Origin of the sequence: Paenibacillus sp. Dod16 (assembly GCF_049893405.1) — a bacterium.
Taxonomy (GTDB): Bacteria; Bacillota; Bacilli; order Paenibacillales; family Paenibacillaceae; genus Paenibacillus_AQ.
This window is the reverse complement of record NZ_JBNDYG010000001.1, coordinates 314,053-337,308: the sequence shown is the minus strand read 5'-3', so window position 1 is coordinate 337,308 and position 23,256 is coordinate 314,053. Positions and strand designations below refer to the sequence as shown.

The following is a 23,256-nucleotide window of genomic DNA, read 5'->3' as shown; positions in this document are numbered from 1 at the left end:
CCTACGTGTTACTCACCCGTCCGCCGCTAACCATCAGGAGTGCAAGCACTCCATCAAGTCCGCTCGACTTGCATGTATTAGGCACGCCGCCAGCGTTCGTCCTGAGCCAGGATCAAACTCTCCAATAAAGTGTTTGACTTGCTCATTTCAAAGCTAACGTATTAACGTTTGCTTGTGTTACATTGACGTGATCCATTTGTTCAGTTTTCAAGGAACTTGTTGGCTGCTTTGCCGATCATCTCAATCAGCAGCGCAGGTTTATATCTTATCAAGTATTTAACTTGATGTCAACACTTTTTTCGACGCCGTTCGACAAGCTTCAAAAGCTTTCGTCAAAAGCGACAGTTAGTAATATACCATGATCCAAAAGATATAGCAAGCATTTTTAAAAGAAAATATGTAAAGTTTCGCATAACATCGTTCCTATCAGGATTTATACCTTATAGAGAACGATATCTAACCCCGCCTGCCGGCGACCTTACTATAAATTCGCTTCATCTCAGACTTTAAATTCATGAAGTATCATCTCGAAATGTAATTGATTTCCTATAGAAAAGGTTTTAAGGTTAGTTCATCGCTTTTCTGAAGCCCGACTATATACATAAGAAAGGAGTTCGCCGAATGGCAGACAAAAGCATCGTTCTCCAAAAGCCCACTGATACTCCAAGTCCTGCGCACAGAGAGGGAAATCAGGCTACCGTATATAAAATTCTAATCGCCATCAGTTTCGTTCATTTGTTTAATGATTCGATTCAGTCCGTGATCCCTGCTATCTTTCCTATATTAAAGGATAACCTGCTGCTTACCTTTACGCAGATCGGTTGGATCTCCTTTGCCATTAATTTTACTTCATCCATTATTCAGCCGGTTATCGGGTATGCTGCGGATCGAAGGCCAACACCGATTCTGCTACCGATCGGTATGTGTTTCACGTTTGCAGGCGTATTCATTCTTGCATATGCACATACATATATCCTTGTTCTGTTCGCGGTCGTTCTGATCGGATTAGGCTCGGCGACCTTTCACCCTGAGGGAATGCGAGTCGCTCATATGGCTGCAGGTATGCGAAAAGGGTTATCCCAATCGATCTTTCAAGTAGGAGGCAATGCCGGGCAATCACTTGCTCCGCTCCTGACACGATACATCTTCGTACCGTTCGGACAGTTCGGCGCGATCGGTTTCACCTTCGTTGCCGCGGCTGGTATCCTCGTGCAATCCTATGTTGCCCATTGGTATCATGGCATGCTGAAAGCTGGCTACACGTTTAAAAAGAAAGCCGCCGGACGTACGCTTGATCCCGCCCGCCGCAAAAGCGTACGCCATGCAACGCTGGTTCTCGTCATTCTCGTATTTATCCGCTCCTGGTATGGCGCAGCCATTAGCAGCTATTATGCGTTCTACCTCATGGATGCGTACAAGATCACGATTGATAACGCTCAGATTTATATTTTTCTATTTCTCGCATCCGGAGCTGTGGGTACCTTCTTCGGCGGTCCGCTGGCCGACCGTTTTGGCCGCCGCAACATGATCATGCTCTCCATGATAGGCACAGCACCCATTGCGTTGATTCTGCCGTTCGCCTCCCCGTTCTGGGCGGCTGTATTGCTCCTTATTGGCGGATTTGTTCTATTGTCCAGTTTTTCAGTTACCGTCGTCTATGCCCAAATGCTGCATCCGGGCAATATCGGCACGGTATCCGGGCTGATTACCGGGTTTGCTTTTGGCATGGGCGGGGTCGGTTCGCTTGTGCTCGGCAATCTCGGGGATGCTTGGGGAATCGGCAATGTTATGATCGCCATCGGCTTCTTGCCGCTGCTTGGTCTGCTTGCCCTGCTTCTTCCCGGTGATGATAAGCTGGACCAGTGGTCAAGAGATTAACAGTTTCCGCTAAGTCTCTGTAACCGTTCAGATTGCTTGCTTTAAATAACATAGTTATGGTCCTTATAAGACAGACGCCCAGATCATCCGCGCCGATACGGATCGACTGGGTGTCTGTCATTTATATTGACATAAAAAGGATATCTGTGCCTGTATCGCTAATCTTCCCTTCCTTTAGCGCTTTGTTTTTGATAATCCCAGTCAATAGACATGGTATACTAAACAAAATACAAGCCATAGTATGACCAGGCTAGACCAAAGGAATGTGCGATATGTTGAAAATCCCAGGATATACGATCATCGGCATCGTCTATGAGGATTCATATATAACGGTGGCGTATGCCCGTTCCGAGCGAACCCGGAGAACGATGCTCCTGAAAATTGTAAAAGAAGGTACCCGTACAACGATCGAGAACGCGAAGCTTATCCACGAATATCATTTCCTCAGTGACTTGGATGTGGACGGGCTGTTCAAGCCAGTATCCTACCTATCATTCAAGACAATGATCGTGTTGGAGTTTGAACCCATCCACGCTATTACCTTAAGGGAATATGTGCGAATTCACGGCTCCTCACCCTCAGTATTAATACCAATGCTTGAGCGTGCTGCCCGCAGGCTGCAGGAACTGCATATCCACGACGTTCTTCATTTAAACATCAGGCCAGATACGCTCCTTGTTCAAGAAAGTTCCCAGGACGTTTATTTAACAGGCTTCGGATACGCCGTTCGCAGGGATCAAATGAATATAGAAGGACATGGCAGTCTGGAAGCCAATCCAATCTATATGTCTCCGGAACAAACCGGGAGGATAGGCCATCGACTGGACAGCAGAGCCGATATCTACTCACTTGGCGTAACATTCTACGAGCTATTCGCTCATAGACTTCCCTTTACCGCGAACGGCGCGCTTCCTTGGGCTCACGCCCATCTTACCATAAGGCCTGAGCCCTTCCATGATATTCATCTGCCTCAATGGATATCCGAACTTATCCTGAACATGCTGGAAAAAGACCCCGCTGACCGCTACTTCGACATGCAGAGCATTACTGAGGAAATAGCCCAGCATCGATTAGCGGCTATAAAAGAATCAGATTCGGATGCCAAGCGCTGCAAGCATGAAATCAGGCAGAATCCTTTCGCTTCCAATTCAATTCCGACTCAGCAGCATCATGAAGTACCCAATGCTAAGAACGAGGAGGATAAGTCCTTCCAAGAAACGATCCCCTCCATCTCGCTTTCAGGCCATATCGTCAACTATCCACAAGTGTTGGATTTGGCCGCCATCATGCAGGCATCACATATTTTTAACTCGGAGATCGTAACGGAACGAGTAGCTGAACGTTTCTTGCAGCTCCTGATTAAGAACGCTGGTGCCCATCGCGGACTGATACTGACACTTCAGGAAGGCATGTGGTATGTAGAAGCTGAGGCAAAGCAAGACGGGAGACTTATGACGGCTTCTTCTCGGCGAACGCTCCTTGGGGATGCCCATAGAGTCAGTCGGCGTTTGCTCATTCAGACAGCGGAATCCAAAGCTGCCCTTTGCGGCTCGGCTGCCACATCAGGGATGGACGAGTTGAATTCCCCTTCTTCCGCTCATTCGGCAAAAGGTTCCGTGCTTTATTTTCCTGTCGTTGTACAGGATCAGTTGCTAGGAGTATTGTTTTTGCAAAATGATGTGATCACGAAAGCGTTTGCCCCCGAACGATTTCACGTGTTGAGTACCATTGCCTCCCAAGCTTTATTCGCCATTCATGCGAGAGTCCGCTCCCATGCCGAGCTGCAGCTTTCCGAACATGGCCTCCAAACAGTAAGAAAGCATACGGGAGAAGTGCATGATTTAACGGGACGGGAGAAGGAAGTGCTTCGCCTGATCTCAAAGGGGCTCTCGAATAAAGAAATCGCTGCGGCACTTACCATTACCCATGAGACAGTAAAAACCCACATCAAGAAAATCTTCGAAAAACTGAAGGTTGACCGAAGGGGAAAAGCCGCAGCCATCGCTAATACGCTCGGTTTGCTTCACGAAGACCATCAATCTCCTGAATAGCTCCTACCTTCTGAATGAACTAAACGCCAGTTATAAGCTGCTATCCCGTCGCCTCTGTTCTTCTGTTCCACGAATCAGTTATGCTGGGCAGCAAGGGAAAGCTCTTATAATAGATCTAAAAAGCTTACTTAAGGAAGGGTCCTTAAGTAAGCTTTTCTTTTATACGCTCTGTTCAATTGCTGTTATAAAACGGTGTATAACCGCTGTTACCTCTGCTCGTGTTGCTAAGCCTCGAGGCAAAAAGCGTCCCCCGGGGTATCCGTTCATCAACTCGTTCTCGACCACGTTGGATACATGCTGCTTCGCCCAGATAGAAATAGAGCTTTGATCTTTGAAGGACAGCATATCTTTGCTGGATTCACCGGAGGAAAGACTCGCAAGCCGGCTTGACTTAGACAGCATAACAGCCATTTGCTCACGTGTGATCGGATCATCAGGGCCAAAAGCACGGCTGCTGTAACCACCAATAATCCCATGGGCTAGAGCCGTGCGAATCGCATCGCCAGCCCAGTGATTTTTAATATCCTCGAATGCAGCGCTGTATTGCCCTTCTAATCCCAGGCTCCGTACCAGCAGCGCGACAAATTCGGCCCGGGTCACCGGACGGTCTGGTTTGTAGCTTCCGTCAGGATAACCTTTTGCCAGCTTCAGATCATATAATGCCTGGATTTCCGACTCCGCCCAGTGGCCGGAAATATCCGCAAAGGCAGGAGTTTGTTTGCTAGGGGGCGGCTGAGTAGCAGACGAGTCGCCGTCATTTCCCTGAGCTGGTGGTGTTGGGGGTGGTGTTGGGGGTGGTGCTGGGGTTGAAATCGATCCTGGAAGTCCTTCGTTCTGATCCCCCTTATCTACCGGAGAAGGATTCGGCTCACTCCCGCCGTTTCCCGGAGTAGGATCAGTCGGTCATGTATCTCCACCACCCGGCCGAGGCGTAACGTTAACCGTTCGAACAACCTCTTCCGCCTCATTGCCGGCACGATCGGCTACCGAATAACGGAGCGTGTATTGTCCCGGTCTGGAAGTATCGACTTTACCTTCAACCTCGATGCGATCCGTTAGATCCCCGTCCAGATTGTCAATGGCCGTGGCCCCCGGGTCCGTATAGTCAGAACCTTGCATCAATGAGATTCGAGAATCACCAAGCAGCGTAATCACCGGCTTCTCCCGATCGATATTCGTGATTTCGACCTGTTTTACCGACTCGTTGCCTGCATGATCGCGGACATAATAAGTAATCCAGCCGTTCTCATGGACCTCCAGCTTATCGCTCCAAGGCTCACCACCTCCAACTCCGAAATAGGCAGCATCCTGTTGTCCGAAGACAAACTTGCGATCAACTAAAGGGCTCGGGGCATAGACCGAAGCGGTGACTGTTACTTCCTTTTGCGTTGGCACGGTTGGGGACACCGTAACCTGAATGACAGGCACGCTTTTAAAAATGTTCGTAATTTCAATGGTCTCAATCCTCTTGTTGCCCGCGGCACTCTCGGCGTATACCGTGTACCATCCGTTCAGCTCCGCTTCGAAGGTTCCGTTAAAGTCGTTACCTTCCGCGTCAAAATAGGACAACGGCTGAATTCCCGGCGCCCACTTCGTAACCATGGTCGGACTTAACGTACCGTATACATCAGCCGTCACGGCCACGTTCTGGTTCGTCGGATCCTTGATAGAAGGCTGCAGGCGGATGATCGGTTCTTCTTTATCGATGTTGCTTACATGCAAGGACTTAACATTCCCGTTACCGGCAGCGTCTTTCGCATATACGTGTATTCTCCGTTCGCGTCCACCATAAATACATCCTGGAACACTGTGCCCCATCCCTGCTCGAAGTAGGCTTCATCCTGCACACCGGCGCTCCATTTCATAAGTGAGATCACGCCGGAGTTGTCCATGCCGGATACCCATATTTCGACATCCTGACTCGTCCACGCTTCGGGCGTCAGCCTCAGCTCCGATATGATCGGTTTTTCGTTATCCATTCGGGTAACCTCAATGACGGCCACGGCCTCGTAACCAGCATTGTCTTTAATATAAACGGTATACATTCCATTGCTGTCAACGGCAATGCTGCTACCGGTAAACGGAGTGCCTTCATTCATGAAATAATTGGGATCATGATGTCCGGCTGCCCATTTCTGCACTGCAATACCGCTGCCATTGTCCGTTATATCGAGCTGTATTCGTACGGGGCTGTTCGTCCAATTGATGTTGTCGAGTGAAAGACGGAGGTTTGGGCCACTTTTATAAATATTAGTGATTTCTACAGTCTCGATCTGTTCATTCCCGGCCTTGTCCTTGGCATAGACCGTGTATAGACCATTCTCCGAAACCGTAAAGCCTGTCCCTCGCAAGGCGCTCCCCTCTCCCGCAAAATAGGAATACGGCTGCTTGCCCGCTGCCCATTTGACGATCTCGATGCCGCTTTCCTGATCGGAGGCGTCTACAGTAATAGCGATATCCGTCTGCGTCGGCTCTGTCGTGGATGGCGCCAACGAAATTACAGGAGGGATGGCGTCCAGTTTGTCAATCGTGATCTGCTCTGTTACCGCATTCCCCGCTTGATCCTCTGCATAGACGGTGTAACCCCCGTTATCTGTCACTGTAAAAGAATCGCTGAACATGGTTCCGGCGCCATTCTTGAAAAATGCCAAAGGCTGGCTGCCGGCGGCCCACTTCGTGAGCTTAATCCCGCTGAGATCATCTGCGGTTGATGCGGTGATTTGGACAGACCCAGCTGCCCACCCCGTCGGCGATGACGTCAGGCTAAGCGTAGGTGATACTCGATCAATGTTCCCGATCTCAATGTACTGCACCGTCTCATTTCCCGCTTGATCGCTGGCGTACCAGGTATACCATCCGTTATTAAACGCGGTAAATGTGCCGCCTTGCGGCAAATGACCGTTATTATAGAAGAAGGACTCCGTTTGGCGGCCTTCCACCCATTTCTCAATCTGGACCCCGCTCCCCGTATCATAAGCTCGTCCGTTAACAATGACGTTGCCCTGTGTCCATTCTGACGTAGATTGCGTCAGAGATATCGACGGCGGGCTATTGTCGAAAAATACGGAGCTTCCATCCGTGGTTGCCGATACGGTCATTGGAATCCCTTCGTCTTGGTATGCAATGCTGAAATCTATTTGCCCTTCAGGATGGCTAGCGTCCAGCGTCACAGATGCCCTCCATTCGTTTAAGGCAGCGTTTGGTATAGCGGTTGCTTGTACTTGCTGTCCGGCTAGCATGACACTCGGAGATTGCAGTGCTGGAAGCGAAGTAAAGGACAGGGTAACGTTATCGCCTGCCAGTGCATATCCCGGATCGGCCCCATGGGACTCAATCGAAACACTCCGGATGAGGTCCGTCTTCAGGTTGTAACTTGCCTGGGAACGACTGTAGTTTAAGGCCTTGTTTTCGCCGCTCCAGGTGGTCGTATAATAACTTATTGTGGCCCATAACGCGTTAGCCGGCACCTCAGGACCACTTAAAACATTGACGCCGTCCACACTGTACGTATACTGCTGATTATCGATGGGGTGATTCTCAAAGAACGATCCATCAAAGTTGCTTAATGTCAGCCACTTCACATCGGCAGGAATGTCGTTCAATTGTCCAGTGGTAAGCATTCTCTTCTCCGTTGTAATCCCATCCCGGCTATAATAAAGCTCCATGCCGTCAAAATTGATCGGCACAAACGTGGCCCACTTTGCGCTTGATGGGACTTCCGATAAATTGGTCGACCTGATGGTCGTCCCGTCGCTGTAAATATGAAGGACTCCGGCAAATCCCCTTGGATCATAAACGATGTCACCGAGCGTCTCGGCCTGTACCTGTAATGCAAAAGCTTGATCTCTCACCGGAATGGCCAGGCTGCCTAATAGAAGCGGTACGATCATGGCCATCACAATGAATGTTTGTGCTACACTGCGCTTAATGGCTCTAATCCTCCTTTTTTTGTTTTTTAAACATACAACCTTAGTGAAATAGGAATGTATACCTATATAAAATAGTAGCTTTTGCCTGGGTAGATATACATCCCCCGTATGAGGGATCTTTGGAGAAAATGAAAAAGACTCGGCTGCTGCCAGCCGAGTCTTTCATAGTTAAAAATCCGCCTTTGCCTATCCTAGATTAGATTTTGTTCAGATAATCCAGCAAACGGTACACAATCACGGATACCTGAGCCCGAGTGGAAGTCTCACCCGGTCCGAAGCGGTTGCCATTCACTCCCTTCACCAGACCTTCCTTCACAGCAAAGGCTACGGCCGCGCGTGCCTCCTCCGAAATCAGATTCGTATCGTTAAATGACAAGGAGCCTGCTTCAGAATCAATCTTCAACGCTTCCGTAATCATGACCACCATATCCTCACGGGTCAGCGGATTCTTCGCTCCCGCTTCTTTGCTGCGTGTTTCCCAATCGATGCCTGTTTCGAAAATACGATCAAGCAGTGTCGCAAATTCGGCACGGGTCACCGCATTGTTTGGAGAGAAGCGGCCTGCACCTGTACCGTTCGTGATATGCTGCGAGGCAGCAACCTCGATCTCATCCTTAGCCCAGTGGCTGACGATGTCGTTAAAGGTCACGTTGTTCTCGGCCGCCACATATGAACCCGGACCGTTAACACGGAACGTGATCGATCCACGCGCAGCCGATTGCAGCAATCCAGCGGATTGCAGGTCTCCTTTTTCCGACTGCATGTAGGCACCTACCTTGCGCGCATCCTTCACTTTTGTTGGGTCATAGTTCAATGTCAACAGAAGTGGGTGTTTGAACTTGTCCCCGTGTTTGATCGAAACGATCGGGGATACAGCGTTCAATGTATTTTCGGATCCTGCTTTGCTTGCAGCTACGGAAACCGCTAAACTGAATCCGCTGCTCGTAGTGAAATCATCCAAGGCATCAGCAGAAACCGTCAGGCTAAATCCGTTACCCGCAATCACAAGCGGTTTGTCGGATGCTTTCAATTTATCTACGGCAGCCTTACCGAGGGTAAGAGCTACATCGCTATATTTGCCGAAATCGAGCTTCGATACGTCCAGCTTCACTTCTTTGCCGTCTCCGGTAATTCCTGCCGAAACCGCTGCTTCAGACAGAGCGGCCGTTGCAGACTCGGTACCATCTGAATTTTTCTTCGTGGTTACTTTGGCATCCCCCGATACTTCAGGTGCTGGAGTTGACGGAGTTCCCGTGGAACCCCCACCGGAGGACGAACCTCCACCGCCTCCTCCAGATCCGCCACCTGGGTTACCTGGATCCGGGTTGCCTGGTCCAGGCGCGCCCGTCAACTGCAAAGATACGGAAGCCGTTCCTTGAAGTCCTTGACGGTCTTTGACGGAAAGCTCAACGGTATAGTTGCCTGAAGATAATCCGTCTAACGCAATGTTAAATGCACCATTCTGTTCAACATCAAAGGTACCTTGCTTGGCGACCGTTTTGTTAGCTCTTTTAATAACATAGCTGGCATCCAGCCATTCGCTCACATCAAAATCAATTGCCCACTCATCCCACAGAGCCGGAACAGCCGTTACATAGAGGTCATCGATCGTGCCGGTTAGTGCAGGGTTATTCTTGCCAGAGATTTTGACATCCAGCTCGGTTTTGATCTCAGGCGCCGCTCTCTTCACAAAGAAAGGAATCGTCGCATAATCCGAGTGGACTACGAGATCGGTATCCAGGGATAAAAGCTCGATCGAGTATAGACCATCCTGAACCTCTACCTCTTTCTCAGTTTCATAATCGGCATACTTCCCATTCCAGCCGATCGTAAACGAGGTGTTTGCATCAAAATAGGCTTCCCCTCCGAATATTTGGCCAATAATACCGTCGCCGTCAACACCCGCTCCTGGATTAAGACTGTCATACAAATCCACAATGACGATCTGCATCGGATTGTAAAATTCGAAAGCCAGGTTAAGCTTGCCCAATTCACCAGTCTCGGTCAACGGAACATGCGGTAAATAGTTCTCTTTGTCACTGTAGGCTTTTGTATATTTCACACCTGTGATCTCAAGGTTAAAGTACGCAACGTAAGGAACTGAATAGGTGTGGGCTCCATTCGTAAAGGTAATATACCCTTGTTGTTCTGATACGCCCTCTATCCCTTCCGGCACTTGAATGGTTATTGTGACCTCTTCTTGACCGTTGAGGGTGAAGGTGCTTTTATCGGTTGTAACACTTACCCCAGGCGTGACTTGCGTGTTATTGATTTCCACGTTAAAAGTTCCGCCCGCATTTCCAATACTCTCTACCTTTATTTTTTTCTGAACAGTCTTGGCCGCTTTGCCCGTGAAATTACCGAAGTTGATGCTTCCCGTAATATTATCCTGCTCTTTACTTGTTCCGTTCTCCTGATATAAGGTCTTGTCCAAGACCTTCACCAGAGCCTCTGCCTGGATGGTGTTGAGTGCTTGTACGCGCCCGGCTCCTTGATCCGTTACATCGTAGGATTGGGTATTCAGCACTTTGGCGTTATTCATCAGTGCGACTTTGACGTCGAACGGAGTCCAGTCGTTGTGCTTCTCCAAAATGAGAGCTGCAAGCCCTGCCACATGCGGGGATGCCATACTGGTGCCCGTGAAGCGATCATAGGACTGACTGTAATCTGCATCGGCAATGTCCCTACCGTACGCCGGAATGGATGACAATATGCTTGTTCCCGGTGCAACCACGTCAGGCTTGATGTCCAGCGTCTTTTTGGCCGGGCCGCGGGAGCTGGAATCATTGATTTCATCGCCTGCGGTTCGGTTTTTGATAAAATCCGTAAAATTCACTTTCATATTCGGGTTGGCATCGAGCAGCGATTTGATATAATCGCCGTCTTCTTTGCTCATACTAAAGGTTGGAATGAAGGCAAAACTGTCTCCAAGCAACACACCGATAGGTCCAGGGTTCTGGTTGAACACAATAACACCCTTCGCGTCTGCCGCCTTAGCATTGGCAATTTTTTCGACAAAAGCAATTTCGCCGCGTTTAATCAATGCGATTTTGCCCGCTACGTCTTTACCCGTGAAATCCTCTGGCTTACCCAGATCCGCATAAACCAGTTCGAAATCTCCATCCAGGACTACTTCCGGATCCTCGGCCAGATTCCAAGCCATTAATTCAAGCTTATACGTTGCATCTGTCACCGTGATCGGAGCGGCATCGTCTGCCGAAGGCAGTTCCTTATCCTTGACAGGTTCAACAGCCTCTTCTTCCGTGACCGGCTCCTCTCCGGCTCCTTCAGTCGGTTGAGCCGGCTCTAGATCTTGCTCCGTATCGACGGAAGGCTCCGCCTCAACCATAGCAGCCGTGTCATCAGTCGATGTTGGCCCAGCGGCTTCATCTGCCTGCGCTCCTACATCTGTCTGCTCTTCAGGCGTAACGGGCTGTGTTGGCTCAGCTCCAAGCTCCAACGGACCCTCATTGTTATCAATTGGCTCACCGGGCAATTCCGCATCCGTGAAAAAGTGCGATGTTGCCGCAATTTCGTCACTTGGACCCGTTGAGTTTCCTACCGTAATCGGAAAAGCCGCTGCCCCCGGCGATCCAACCGTCCAGCGGTTAGGCCCCGAATTGCCGCTAGCAACGACTGGCGTGACACCAGCCAGCGCAGCATTGTTGAGTGCTACGGACGTTACATAGTCCGGATCATTGCGTGAATTGCCAAGCGAGAGGTTGATTACATCCATCCCGTCCTGAACGGAACGGTCAATACCTCCCAGTACCCAGCTGGAATAGCCGCTTCCATACGGCCCAAGAACGCGATACGCATAGATATCCGCATCCGGCGCAATGCCTGCAACTCCATATTCGCCCACATCACGGGCTCCGATGGTACCCGCCACATGTGTTCCGTGATCCGTCCAGTACGTGCTGCCGTTGTCATCGACCTGTGGGGGATTGGAAGGGTCATTCTCCCAGTCGAGCGGGGTGGTCTCATAGGGATCGTTATCATTGTCTACGAAATCATATCCACCCTTATAAGCATCCTTCAAAACAGGGTGTACGTAATCAATACCCGTATCGATAACGCCTACTTTAATGCCTTTACCTGTATAACCGAGATCCCATACTTCCGGCGCACCGATGAACGGCCCCGTATCTTTCATGTATGGATTCACTTCGCCCTTCGGTCCAACCGTTACCTCCAGATCGGGATATACGCCTAGAACGCCAGGGAGATCAAGCAGCGCTTCAATCTTGCTGCCGTCAATCTCCATGGACACCCCGTTGAATGCGTAACTATATTGCTCCGAAATTTCGTGCGTTATATTCTTCGTGCTCAGGCTGCGTATAAAAGTCTGCTGCTCCAATTGCACCTGTGCCTCAACCTTCGCTTCTGCGGAAGAACTAAAGGATTGACCATGAACAGAGGAAAGCCCTTTGGCTAAGGCCACTGGCTCAGTAGACAGCTCTACAATGACTCTTGTAGGACCCCCGGCAGATCTCTGCAGGCTTTGATCAAGTACCGGAAACTCGGCAAGCTTAGCTCGCTGTTTCAGAATATCCTTTATCTGCCCAGCTTCATCGGCACTGAGCTGATTGTCCAGCTCGATCTGACGTTCAGACGGAGCGGCCCCAGCCGCTGGTGCAACGAGTGATAGCGTTAATACAAAACTTAGTAGTGCGGACCATAACTTTTTACTCAAGGCTTTGCCCCTCCCATAAGATAGATTTCCCAATCACATTAGGGTCTGGGATGTCATCAGCATATCTGCGCTGCCTAACGATGGTATCCACTCCTTTCCGCATAAGACTGACCCGTGGTAAATTATTCTAGAATCCAAAATTAGATTCCTTCATCCTTTTCTGTATGCTTTTGTTAAATTCAGTCGAATGTTTAGGAGCTTTTGGCGAATGATCGAAAACGTCATAGATTCATAGAAAATATAGCTTACACCACAAGTAAGGGAGAAGTCAGGGAACCGGGGGAAAAGAAAAACCGAGGCTATCGATAGCCTCGGTTCACATGGAGTTGCAACTGATCCTGCAAGATATAACCAGATGGTATTATGATTCGTCTAGCAATCGCACGAACTCTTCTTCATCCTCCAGGATGTCGATGCCGAGCTGCTGGGCTTTCGCCAGCTTGCTGCCGGCTTTTTCACCTGCAATGAGAAGGTCAGTTTTCTTGGACACGCTGCCGGTGACTTTGGCGCCGAGCGCTTCCAAGCGTTCCGTTGCCTCTTCGCGGGTCAGCAGATGGAGGGTGCCTGTCAGCACGACCGTTTTGCCGCTGAAATAGGAATCGGTGCTGACCGGCTTCGGTGCTTCCGGCGCTTTCGCTTGGACACCCAGCGAGAGCATCTTCTGAATGCTTGCTTGGGCAAACGGGTCGGCGAAGTATCCGGCGATGCTTTCGGCCACGATGCCGCCCACGTCCGGCAGCTCGACCAGTTCTTCTGCGGTCGCCGCCATCACGCGGTTCAGATCGCGATAGTGATCGGCCAGCATTTTGGTTGTGGATTTGCCGGTATTCGGTATACCCAGCGCAAAGAGGAAGGATGCAAGATCCCGCTCCTTGCTCTTCTCGATGGCATCCAGCAGGTTCTGGGCTTTTTTCTCGCCGAAGCGCTCCAGCTTCAGCAAGCTATCAAAAGATAGGGTGTAAAGATCAGCCGGTTCTCTCACGCCCAGTTCGTCGTATAACTGGATCGCGGTTTTGTCGCTGAATGTCTCAATGTCCATGGCATCCCTGGAAGCAAAATGCGTGATCCGGGCCACGATTTGCGGTTTGCACCCCGTCTTGTTGTTGCAGAAGAGGTGAGCGCCGCGCTGCTCCAGCGGGAATCCGCAAGATGGACACTGTTCCGGATACAGGATCTCTTCTCCGTCCTGCTCCTCCGTTACTTTGCCGAGGATCTCGGGAATAACGTCATTTGAACGGCGAATGAAGACTCGGGAGCCCAGTGCGAACTTGAGGTTCTTGCGCTCAATATCCCCGATATTGTTCAGCGTACAATTTTGCACCGTGACCCCGGCAAGCTCAACAGGCTCTACACGCGCTAACGGCGTGATTTTTCCGGTCCGCCCCACATTCCAGGTTACCGACTGCAGCACGGTCGTGGTTTCTTCCGCTTCGAATTTATAAGCGACTGCCCAGCGGGGGAACTTATCGGTATATCCGAGCGCCTCGCGGATGCGGAAATCGGTCACCTTCACCACCGCTCCGTCAATGAGGTAATCGAGCTCGGAACGGCGTTTCTCGATATCGGCCAATTGCTCCATTACATCGTCAAACTGCTCGAAATAGAAAATGTACGGATTGACCTTGAGCCGGTTCTCGCGCAGGAAATCCATCATTTCCTTGTGATCGGCAAAAGTGATTCCATCCGAATAACCTACATTATAGAAGTAAGCGTTCAGTTTACGCTCGGCCGTCACCTTCGGATTTAGATTGCGGAGAGCCCCTGCGGCGGCATTGCGCGCGTTCTTGAGCGGCTCGGCCGCAGTTTGATTGTATTTGTCCAGCACGGACAGGTTCATGATGCCTTCGCCCTGTACTTCAATCGTACCTGCCTTGTAGGGGATTGTCATCGGCACCGACTTGATGGTTTTCACCTGAGCCAAAATACCTTCGCCAACTACACCGTTGCCCCGTGTCGACGCCTGAACCAGCTTGCCGTCCTGATAGGTCAGATTCAGCGTGAGCCCGTCAAACTTCAGCTCCAGTGCATAACAAGGCGCCTTAAGAGGATTGCCGGGATTCTTCGTATTATAGTCATTGACCAGCCTGACCACCCGATCATGCCAGGTACGGAGCTGCTCAATGTTCTGAGCCTTATCGAGACTCCATAACGGAGCCAAATGGCGATGCGGGGCAAAACCCTTCAGAATCTCCCCGCCCACCCGCTGGGTCGGAGAATCCGGAAGCGTCACTCCGGTCTCGGCCTCCAGCGCTACCAGCTGGTCGTACAGGGCATCATATTCCTTGTCGCTTACAAGCGGCTGATCCAGCGTGTAGTAATGGTAATTGTAATTGTTCAGCTCCGCAATGAGCTTCTCCATCTTTTCCTTGAAATCCATGCAGGGGCAATCCTCCTTCAATAATATAAGGCCATTATAGGTTGCGTTGTGACTTATGTGGACTGTTGTTCAATCATTGTATTACATTGTTGTCCAAACATCCTGCTCTTAATATGCAGTAACCACCATCGTCCTCGGTTATTCCACCTTCGTAATCGGCGCGAAGCCAGCAAGCAGACGTTTCACGCCCACAGGCGCCGGGAATGCAATCTGCAATTCCATGTCGTTGCCACTGCCTTTTACCGCTACGATCGTACCGGTTCCCCATTTGCCATGGGCCACTTTATCGCCGGCTTTAAATTCCCCACTGCCCGAAGCCACAGCCGGACGGGATGACGCACCAGTTGTCATCGTCACCCGGCTCTTCGGCGCAGCTTGCGCGGAAGCGGTCGATCCGCTGAGGGAGAGGTCTACGCTGCGGCCGCCGCCAAAGTTGCTGCCTCCGCCTCCACCGAAGCCGCGTCCTGCGTAAGATCCGCCCACATTGCTACCGCCGCCGCGGCGGTATCGGTCATGCGCCATCTGGGTGTCTTCCTTCAGTTCTTCCGGGATTTCCTCCAGGAATCTCGAAGGCATGTTCGCCGTCGTGCGGCCAAATAAGGTACGCATACGTGCACAGGATAAGAACAACTGCTTCTCGGCGCGCGTGATGCCCACATAAGCAAGTCGACGTTCCTCTTCCAGCTCCTCGTTATCCATAAAAGCACGGCTGTGCGGGAATACCCCTTCCTCCATGCCGATGATGAACACCACCGGGAACTCCAGACCTTTGGCACTGTGCATGGTCATCAGCACGACAGCGTCGTCACGATCTTCTTCGTCATCGTTCATCGAGTCGATGTCCGCGATCAGCGCAAGATCCGTGAGGAAGGAGATGAGCGATTTATCCTCGTTGTTCTTCTCGAACTCTTGCGTAACCGACAGGAACTCGTCGATGTTCTCAAGGCGGGATCTGGATTCGATCGTATTCTCGTTTTGCAGCTCGAGCCGGTACTCGGACATTTCCAGTATTTTTTCCGTAAGCTCGGTGACCGACAGAAACTCAACCATTCGGCTGAGCGCGGCAATCATGTCGTAGAAGCCCACCAGCGCATTACGCGTCCGTCCGGCAAAGCCGAGGTCGTCCACGATTTCCAGCACGCGGAAAATCGAGATGCCCCGCTCCGCGGCTGCAGCAGCCAGCTTCGCGACGGTCGTGTCGCCGATGCTTCTTTTTGGCACGTTAATGATCCGCGTTAAACTGATATCGTCGTCCGGGTTGGAGATCAGGCGTAGGTAAGCGAGCAGGTCCTTAATCTCTTTGCGATCGTAGAACTTGATGCCCCCGACGATCTGGTACGGAATATCCGACTTGATCAGAATTTCCTCGATCACCCGGGACTGCGCATTGGTCCGATACAGAATCGCGTGGTCCTGATAGCTTTTGCCGGCGGTAACGCTCTTGCTAATTTCCGAGGTAACAAAATACCCCTCATCATGCTCCGTATCCCCGCGGAACACCTTGATCTTCGGTCCTTCACCCTGCTCGGTCCACAGATTCTTCGGTTTGCGGCCTGTGTTCAGGCCAATCACATTGTTGGCAGCGTTCAAAATATTCGCTGTAGAACGGTAATTCTGCTCCAGCAGAATCGTCCGCGCCTCGGGATAATCCTGCTCAAAATTCAGGATGTTCGTGATATCCGCGCCACGCCAGCGGTAGATCGACTGATCGCTGTCCCCGACAACGCAGATGCGGTGATGGCTGTCTGCCAACATGCGGCAAAGCATGTACTGCGCCCGGTTGGTATCCTGATACTCATCCACGTGAATGTACTGGAACTTCCGCTGGTAGAAGTCGAGAACCTCCGGCACTTCCTTAAACAGCTGGATCGTGGTCATGATCAGATCGTCAAAATCGAGCGAATTGTTGCTCTTCAAGCGCTTCTGGTATTCCGTATATACCTTGGCAACAAGGGTTTCAAAATAGTCTCCGGCCTTCTGTTCATACTGCTGCGGGGAGATCAGCTCATTCTTAGCCGCGCTCATAGCTGCTTGAATTGCCTTCGGCTCGAATTTCTTCGGATCGATGTTGTGCTGCTTCATCACGTTTCGGATTACGGACAGCTGATCGGTCGAGTCTAGAATACTGAAATTCGATGTAAAGCCAATCCGTTCAATGTCTCTACGCAAAATCCGCACGCACATCGAGTGGAACGTCGATACCCAGATGTCCTGGCCTTCCCGGCCGACCAGCTTGGATACCCGCTCCTGCATCTCACGGGCTGCTTTATTCGTAAACGTAATCGCCAGGATGCTCCAAGGTGCAGCTTTGCGCGTGGCGATCAGGTACGCGATCCGGTGTGTCAGTACCCGCGTCTTACCGGAGCCGGCACCTGCCATAATGAGCAGCGGTCCGTCGGTTGCTTCGACGGCCTGGCGCTGCTGTGGATTCAGCCGTCTGACGGCGTCGTGTATATCAATGGAATGCATAGTATTGCCTCCTAATAGGTGTAGATTTGATAAGGGAGAAACTTGGTTAAAGGTTAAAGGTGAAAAGATGAAAAAAGTTTGGGTCTGGCTGATAGATAAAATAAAGATTATGAATCGTATAGAATGCTGCCTGTCTAAGACACGGTGCGTTCTGCTTGCTTGGTTAAATGGAATATAAAATTAAATATTATATAAATGTATACTTAACCGTCACAAGGTGGATGGAGAAAACACACTATTATAGAGCCTGAGCTGGCTTAACGCGCCTCTATATTTTGGGGCAGATCTTATTAACATCTTATAACAGAGACAAGTCAGCCCTTCACGGCCTTGACCGTTTCGAGCGCCTGCTCCAGATGATCATACACAACGTTGCCAACAACGATCGTATCTGAGATAGCAGCTGCCTCCGACGCTTGCTGGGCGCTCGTTATTCCACCACCGTAGAATAAACGGGCGTTATCCAGCGATCTTCGAACCGTACGAACGGTCTCCATATCCCCATATACGCCACTGTATTCCAGGTACACAATCGGCAGATTCATCAGCTTGTCCGCAATCTGGGCATAAGCGGCGACAGCGCTCGCTTCAATTGAAGTCTCTGCTCCGGTCAGCTTCGCCACTGCAGCATTCTCGTGCAACACAATATACCCCTCTGTCACAACCAGATCCCACGGGATCATATACCCGTAGCGTTCGATACCTTCGCGATGCCGGCCCATAATCCAGGTCGGATCCTGCGTATTCATGACCATCGGAACCATGTATAGATCAAATCCGGGTACAACGGCTTCCAGATCGGATACTTCCTGCACGCAAGGCAGCTCGTAACGCCGAACTCGGGACAGCAGATCCACGGTATTTTCATAAGTGACTCCGGTTGAGCCTCCGACCATAATGGCATCGGTTCCTGACAAACATACCGCATCAAGGGTCTCGTCATCGATCTCCTTGTCGGGGTCCAGCTTAAACACATGCCTCCAGGATTGTATCATCTCTTTCAAGCGTCATTCCTCCACGTTCACGGGTTACTATTATACTAAAATAAGTCTATGCTAGCACGGTAAGCAAGTCAATTTATGTTCGCATAAAATACGAACATTTTTTTGGTAATTGCGGTTTATCGGTTAAGCCGACATACGAACTACGCAGCTGGAAAGGGAATTAGACTGATACTTCGCTAAGAAAAGAGCGTCAATCGACGTACAATCCCAGACCTCATGACGCACAATCCCAGACATATAGATGGTGGTTTCCTGTGATATCAAGTAGGCCATGCTTCGAATTTATATCTTCTGATATCAAGAAAAAGCCCGCGTCTCTTTTGGAGACAACGGACTTCGATGTTCAGCATCACTATATATGAACTATACCATAGACGGGCAGTGCTACATGAAATAAGCCATGAAAAGCACCCTCTTACGAGTCACTTTTTAATGGTGTATCTCAAACTGTTCTGCTCCAGCTCCGGCTCTGTCAGCAGGTCCGAGTAAACGCCATACACACCCCATTTTTCATAATTGTTCACGGTCGTGGTGTCATTGATGGTGTGAACATAGGTCACGGCACCCGCTTGCTTCAGCTTGGCTACAAAATTCGGACTGACCTTGTACTCCGGCATGGTAACGGCGTCAATGCTGTTTTCCTGCACAAAGGCCGTGATCTCGGCGGGTGAATCCTGCGTGGCATACAGCGTATAGATAATCGACTTAAACGGATAGATGTCCCTGACCATATCGAGCATCGGCTCATTATATATTTGGATGACCACCCGATCCAGAAGTGCCGGGTTCCTCTCATTAGCAGCAATTACAATCTCCGTGAACAGGTGCTGAATATCCTGATCCTCCTGCTCCTTCGTATCCGTCACGATATAGATATCGGGATGACGCTCCATCATATCCATAATGGCCTCAATATCCATCGGCTGGTATTGCTCCAAAATCGGCGTGTTAATAAATTCCTCATGGCTCAGACGCGCTGCCTGCTTATCGTCCGGGAGCTTCTCCTTCTGACCCAACTGCTGTGTCATGCTCTCCGTCCACTCGTGCCTGGCCACGACTTTGCGATCCTCCGTCAGCATCAAATCAATCTCGAATACCCGGGTGCCTTTCTCGTAGTTAACGACCATGGCTTCGTAAGCGTTCGTGTAGGGCTGTTCCCCTATGCTCCCCATGGCATGGGCGATCAGCCGATAGGCCGTGAATCCTTGTGGCGCTTCCTCCTCCATCTCAAGATGGGTCAGAAGCAGTATCATTATGGCGGAAAATAATAGAAGGACAGCTACGATCCGTTTCATGGTATCCCCACCCTTTGTTTCATTCATCGCTGTTGCTAGGTAAATACCCGGTTACATGGTCGGCCAAACAAAAAAACGCCACTTGGCTGCTGCCAAATGACGTCTACATCCATTACAATCAGTATGCGTTCTTGAATCCGTTGCGGATCGTGCGCAGAATGATTTTGATATCAAACAGAATGGACCAATTCTCGATGTAGAAAATATCGTGCTTGATCCGTTCCTCAATCGAAGTGTCTCCACGCAGACCATTGCTCTGCGCCCACCCCGTGATGCCCGGGCGTACGTGGTGTTTCACCATGTACTTCGGAATCTCCTCTTTGAACTGTTCAACATAATAAGGTCGCTCAGGTCTTGGGCCAACCACACTCATATGTCCGAACAGGACATTGAAGAATTGCGGCAGCTCATCCAGACTGGTCTTTCGAAGAAAAGAGCCGAACTTGGTGCGGCGTGGATCATTTTCCACGGTCCAGCCCGTATCCGGCGCCCCCTCCGGGAGCGGCTTCATGGAACGGAATTTATACATATAAAAGTTCCGGCGGTTCAACCCCACCCGCTCCTGCTTGAAAATGACGGGGCCCCGAGAAGTCAAACGAATACCCAGGTAAATCCCGATCATCACCGGCAGGGTCAGGGTAATCGCGACTAAGGAGAATACAATATCAAATGCTCGTTTGAACAGTCGGTTTGCTGCTAGATCCAGCGGAATATCACGCACATTGATCATCGGCATCCCCGCGAAGTTATCAAACACCGGCCGTGCCGGGAGGTAATCGAAAAAGTCCGGGATGATCAGCGTTCGAACACCGGCCTTTTCACAAGCAGCAATGATCTCCGGGTATTTGTGGTGCGCATCTAGTGGAAGTGCTAGTACGACCTCATCGACGAGCTTTTCGTTTAGCACCTTATGTAAATCGCTAACAGAACCGAGAATAGGTTTAAGCCGTCTCGCCTCGATGTCGTCCCACTGCTGGTAATCATCCAGGAAACCGATGACTTCATAGCCAAGCTCCGGGTATTGCTTCAGATTTTTGAAGAAGCGCTTGCCCAGTGACCCTGCACCCACGATGAGCACAAATTGTCGATTGTAGCCTTTTTCCCGAAAATGCTTGAGGGATTTCTTTAGGAAATAACGGTATAGGATGATGAAGGCTACATTGAGAATCATGTAGATGGCGAGATACCACCGAGAGATATTCACTTCCTTCACAAAGAACATTAAGCTGAGAAGGATAAACATCCCGATGAAATGCATCTGGAAGATTTTCAAAAACTCGTCGGCAAAGCGCTTTTTCCGCTTCGGCGAGTATAAGGAAATCATGATGCCGACAGCCAAGGCTACTGCACCATAAACTAGACTCCACAAAGTATAGGTTTCAAGAGGGAGCGGTTCTTCGTACGGAAACCAACCGCTCTCAAACTTGATCCACCATGCAAACAAGAATGCCAGTTGGATAAAAGCAAAATCGGTAATCATATACAATTTGGTCAAAAACCCCTGATTTTGGCGAATCATGATTTCACCTCCACTCCACCTGAAGATTGCGTTATCGTTGCTGGACGAATAGGCTTAAGCCGGTTCATAAGCAAGGATAGGAGCAATTTTAAACCCACGCCTGCATAGACGGCTCCATTAACGAATATGTTGTATTTCTGCCGGTAATGCTTCCGATGAAAAAGTATCATCGCCCGGTGGAACTCATAAATGATCTTGAACGGCCTGCGCCGGGCGCTGCCGCCTTTATAATGGATGATCGTGGTCCGAGGATAATAGTGAATTCCCCATCCCGCCTGCTTGATGCGGTAACACCAGTCAATATCTTCCCCGTACATAAAGAACGTTTCATCCAATCCCCCAACCTGCTCGATCGTCTCGCTGCGTACCAGCATGAACGCACCAACCAAACAATCCACCGGGTACTCGACGTCCGGATTCAAATACCCCAACTGATACTGGTTGAACTCCGGCTTGTTCGGGAACAGCTTGCTGAGCCCAAAAGCATAGTAAAAAGAAGCTGAAGGAGTTGGGAATCCTCTTTTGCAGGCCTTATCCAGCGAACCGTCCGGGAGGACGATTTTACAGCCGGAGGCACCGATGATCGGATTATAGTCCATAAAAGCGACCATCGTCTGGATCGTATCCTGCTGGATAATCGTGTCGGAATTTAGCAGCAGCATATAGCGGCCTTCCGCCACTTCCATCCCCTGATTGTTGGCTTTGGCAAAGCCGGTATTCTCCGTGTTCTCGATCAACTTGACCTGCGGGAATAACTCCCGAATGGTCTGAACCGACTCGTCCTTCGAGTTGTTATCTATCAAAATGACTTCATATGTATACTCCGTCTCTGATGCAAACACGGATCGCAAACAGTCCACCGTCAGCTGACAAGTATTGTAGTTCACGATTAAAATGCTTAAATCCATTGCATAACGTCTCCTGACAAATATAGTAATCTATCGACATTATAGCATAGTTCATGGGGAAAGAAGGAATATCAAGGAATAAGTTAGCTCTACTCTATTTCATTCAACCTCATATAAACCCGATCAAAATAAAAAACTTGAACAACAAACTCTCTGCCTTGGATTGTCTGTACAATTTGCTCTTGCGCGCATAATGTAATCTATCAATGAATCTTGTGCGAGATGCGAGAAATAACTTCAGCTGTTCTTTCAGTTCTCCAGTCAATCGCGACCCATAGATTCGATCAAATTCACTCGCTTGCTTATGCAGCAAGTCTTTGCCTGTATGTCTTTTAAAACTGGCCCATTTGCTCTTCAACTTACCCACGATGGAGTTGCTGCCCCCTACCACATTATTATTGTGCTGACGGTATAACATGGATGGCTTGTTATCGTAGATTACGGTTCCAAATGCGGAAACGAGCAGGTAGAACCACCAATCGTGCATAAGAACCTTTTGACTGTCCACCGACTTACTATTTATAAACAGGTTTCTTGCTGATCGATTCATCGTGATGGTCGCGCCAATGGCAATATTTTCGTACAACGCATTGAAGAAAGAAGGCTCCTGAGCAGGAAGCTTCGGCCAAGTACCTTTCCGGTTTAACTCGGCATCCGTAAGATAGGTCGATGTAAATACCATCGCCGGCACTTCCGTATATATAGAGGAATCTAGACGGACTATTGCATGCTCTACCTTATGATCAAACCACACGTCATCCTGGTCGCAAAAACAGTAATAATCAGCTTCAGGGTCTGCAGCACGCAGCAGTTCAAAGAAGCTGGACACAACGCCAACATTCGTTCCTTTTATGAGCTTGATCTTGTCTGGATGTAACTTGATTAATTGTTCGAGAACTTGAATTGTTTGATCCGTGGATCCATCGTCTCGTATCAAAATCGAGATGAAGGGATGCGTCTGGTTAAGAATGCTCTGGATTTGTTCGGATATATACTGTTCACCGTTATAGGTGGATAGCAATACTTGCACTTTAATCATAATGGGAGAACCTCCGGAAACACATTGGCTTCATACTTTGAGTAGTTCATTTAGATCTATGAATGTTTTAGGGGAAAAGGCTAATAAAAAA

General features: G+C 49.8%; 13 protein-coding genes and 1 rRNA gene. 2 read left to right on the top strand and 12 right to left on the bottom strand.

The genetic code is table 11. The features are described 5' to 3' along the window. Positions 1-128: ribosomal RNA gene (locus tag ACPV3A_RS01380) — 16S ribosomal RNA — on the bottom strand; the annotation flags it as partial. Positions 129-621: 493 nt separating this feature from the next. Here ACPV3A_RS01380 and ACPV3A_RS01375 point away from each other — a divergent pair. Together ACPV3A_RS01375 and ACPV3A_RS01370 are read left to right on the top strand one after the other, a co-directional pair. After that, complete coding sequence (locus tag ACPV3A_RS01375) at positions 622-1,878, top strand: MFS transporter (RefSeq protein ID WP_426197962.1); 1,257 nt, start codon at positions 622-624, stop codon at positions 1,876-1,878. A gap of 272 nt (positions 1,879-2,150) precedes the next feature. Then, the gene (locus tag ACPV3A_RS01370; RefSeq protein WP_426197961.1) at positions 2,151-3,929 is read left to right on the top strand and encodes a protein kinase domain-containing protein; all 1,779 of its coding nucleotides are present in this window, start codon (positions 2,151-2,153) and stop codon (positions 3,927-3,929) included. A gap of 159 nt (positions 3,930-4,088) precedes the next feature. Here ACPV3A_RS01370 and ACPV3A_RS01365 read toward each other — a convergent pair whose 3' ends face one another. The 11 genes from ACPV3A_RS01365 to ACPV3A_RS01315 form a co-directional block, all read right to left on the bottom strand. Beyond that, positions 4,089-4,625 carry an S-layer homology domain-containing protein gene (locus ACPV3A_RS01365; RefSeq protein WP_426197974.1) on the bottom strand — a complete coding sequence of 179 codons (537 nt, stop codon included), beginning with the start codon at positions 4,623-4,625 and terminating at the stop codon, positions 4,089-4,091. Positions 4,626-4,832: 207 nt separating this feature from the next. Beyond that, the gene (locus tag ACPV3A_RS01360; RefSeq protein WP_426197960.1) at positions 4,833-5,651 is read right to left on the bottom strand and encodes a DUF5011 domain-containing protein; all 819 of its coding nucleotides are present in this window, start codon (positions 5,649-5,651) and stop codon (positions 4,833-4,835) included. Continuing rightward, positions 5,642-7,825 carry a hypothetical protein gene (locus ACPV3A_RS01355; RefSeq protein ID WP_426197959.1) on the bottom strand — a complete coding sequence of 728 codons (2,184 nt, stop codon included), beginning with the start codon at positions 7,823-7,825 and terminating at the stop codon, positions 5,642-5,644. Before ACPV3A_RS01355 ends, ACPV3A_RS01360 begins: the two co-directional genes overlap by 10 nt. 229 nt (positions 7,826-8,054) lie before the next feature. Continuing rightward, positions 8,055-12,554 carry a S8 family serine peptidase gene (locus tag ACPV3A_RS01350; RefSeq protein ID WP_426197958.1) on the bottom strand — a complete coding sequence of 1,500 codons (4,500 nt, stop codon included), beginning with the start codon at positions 12,552-12,554 and terminating at the stop codon, positions 8,055-8,057. 361 nt (positions 12,555-12,915) lie between these two features. Further along, positions 12,916-14,931 (bottom strand): NAD-dependent DNA ligase LigA, encoded by a 2,016-nt coding sequence (gene ligA, locus ACPV3A_RS01345; protein WP_426197957.1) that lies wholly within the window; start codon positions 14,929-14,931, stop codon positions 12,916-12,918. 138 nt (positions 14,932-15,069) lie between these two features. Further along, positions 15,070-17,400: a DNA helicase PcrA gene (gene pcrA / locus ACPV3A_RS01340; protein WP_426197956.1), complete on the bottom strand. Its 2,331-nt coding sequence runs from the start codon at positions 17,398-17,400 to the stop codon at positions 15,070-15,072. Positions 17,401-17,714: 314 nt separating this feature from the next. Beyond that, positions 17,715-18,404 (bottom strand): heptaprenylglyceryl phosphate synthase, encoded by a 690-nt coding sequence (locus tag ACPV3A_RS01335; protein WP_426197955.1) that lies wholly within the window; start codon positions 18,402-18,404, stop codon positions 17,715-17,717. 422 nt (positions 18,405-18,826) lie between these two features. Next, on the bottom strand, positions 18,827-19,699 hold the full coding sequence (locus tag ACPV3A_RS01330; RefSeq protein WP_426197954.1) for a phosphatidylinositol-specific phospholipase C/glycerophosphodiester phosphodiesterase family protein: 873 nt from the start codon (positions 19,697-19,699) through the stop codon (positions 18,827-18,829). 118 nt (positions 19,700-19,817) lie between these two features. Then, a complete protein-coding gene (locus ACPV3A_RS01325) occupies positions 19,818-21,218 on the bottom strand; it encodes an undecaprenyl-phosphate glucose phosphotransferase (RefSeq protein ID WP_426197953.1) in 1,401 nt (466 codons plus the stop codon). After that, on the bottom strand, positions 21,215-22,126 hold the full coding sequence (locus tag ACPV3A_RS01320; protein ID WP_426197952.1) for a glycosyltransferase family 2 protein: 912 nt from the start codon (positions 22,124-22,126) through the stop codon (positions 21,215-21,217). Before ACPV3A_RS01320 ends, ACPV3A_RS01325 begins: the two co-directional genes overlap by 4 nt. 109 nt (positions 22,127-22,235) lie before the next feature. Then, the gene (locus tag ACPV3A_RS01315; protein ID WP_426197951.1) at positions 22,236-23,165 is read right to left on the bottom strand and encodes a glycosyltransferase family 2 protein; all 930 of its coding nucleotides are present in this window, start codon (positions 23,163-23,165) and stop codon (positions 22,236-22,238) included. Positions 23,166-23,256: the final 91 nt, after the last annotated feature.

Coding starts and splice junctions, on each gene's coding strand:
- ligA (WP_426197957.1), bottom strand. CDS start 14,931: ATGGATTTCAAGGAAAAGATGGAGAAGCTCATTGCGGAGCTGAACAAT.
- ACPV3A_RS01315 (WP_426197951.1), bottom strand. CDS start 23,165: ATGATTAAAGTGCAAGTATTGCTATCCACCTATAACGGTGAACAGTAT.
- pcrA (WP_426197956.1), bottom strand. CDS start 17,400: ATGCATTCCATTGATATACACGACGCCGTCAGACGGCTGAATCCACAG.
- ACPV3A_RS01330 (WP_426197954.1), bottom strand. CDS start 19,699: ATGAAACGGATCGTAGCTGTCCTTCTATTATTTTCCGCCATAATGATA.
- ACPV3A_RS01325 (WP_426197953.1), bottom strand. CDS start 21,218: ATGATTCGCCAAAATCAGGGGTTTTTGACCAAATTGTATATGATTACC.
- ACPV3A_RS01375 (WP_426197962.1), top strand. CDS start 622: ATGGCAGACAAAAGCATCGTTCTCCAAAAGCCCACTGATACTCCAAGT.
- ACPV3A_RS01320 (WP_426197952.1), bottom strand. CDS start 22,126: ATGGATTTAAGCATTTTAATCGTGAACTACAATACTTGTCAGCTGACG.
- ACPV3A_RS01370 (WP_426197961.1), top strand. CDS start 2,151: ATGTTGAAAATCCCAGGATATACGATCATCGGCATCGTCTATGAGGAT.
- ACPV3A_RS01355 (WP_426197959.1), bottom strand. CDS start 7,825: ATGGCCATGATCGTACCGCTTCTATTAGGCAGCCTGGCCATTCCGGTG.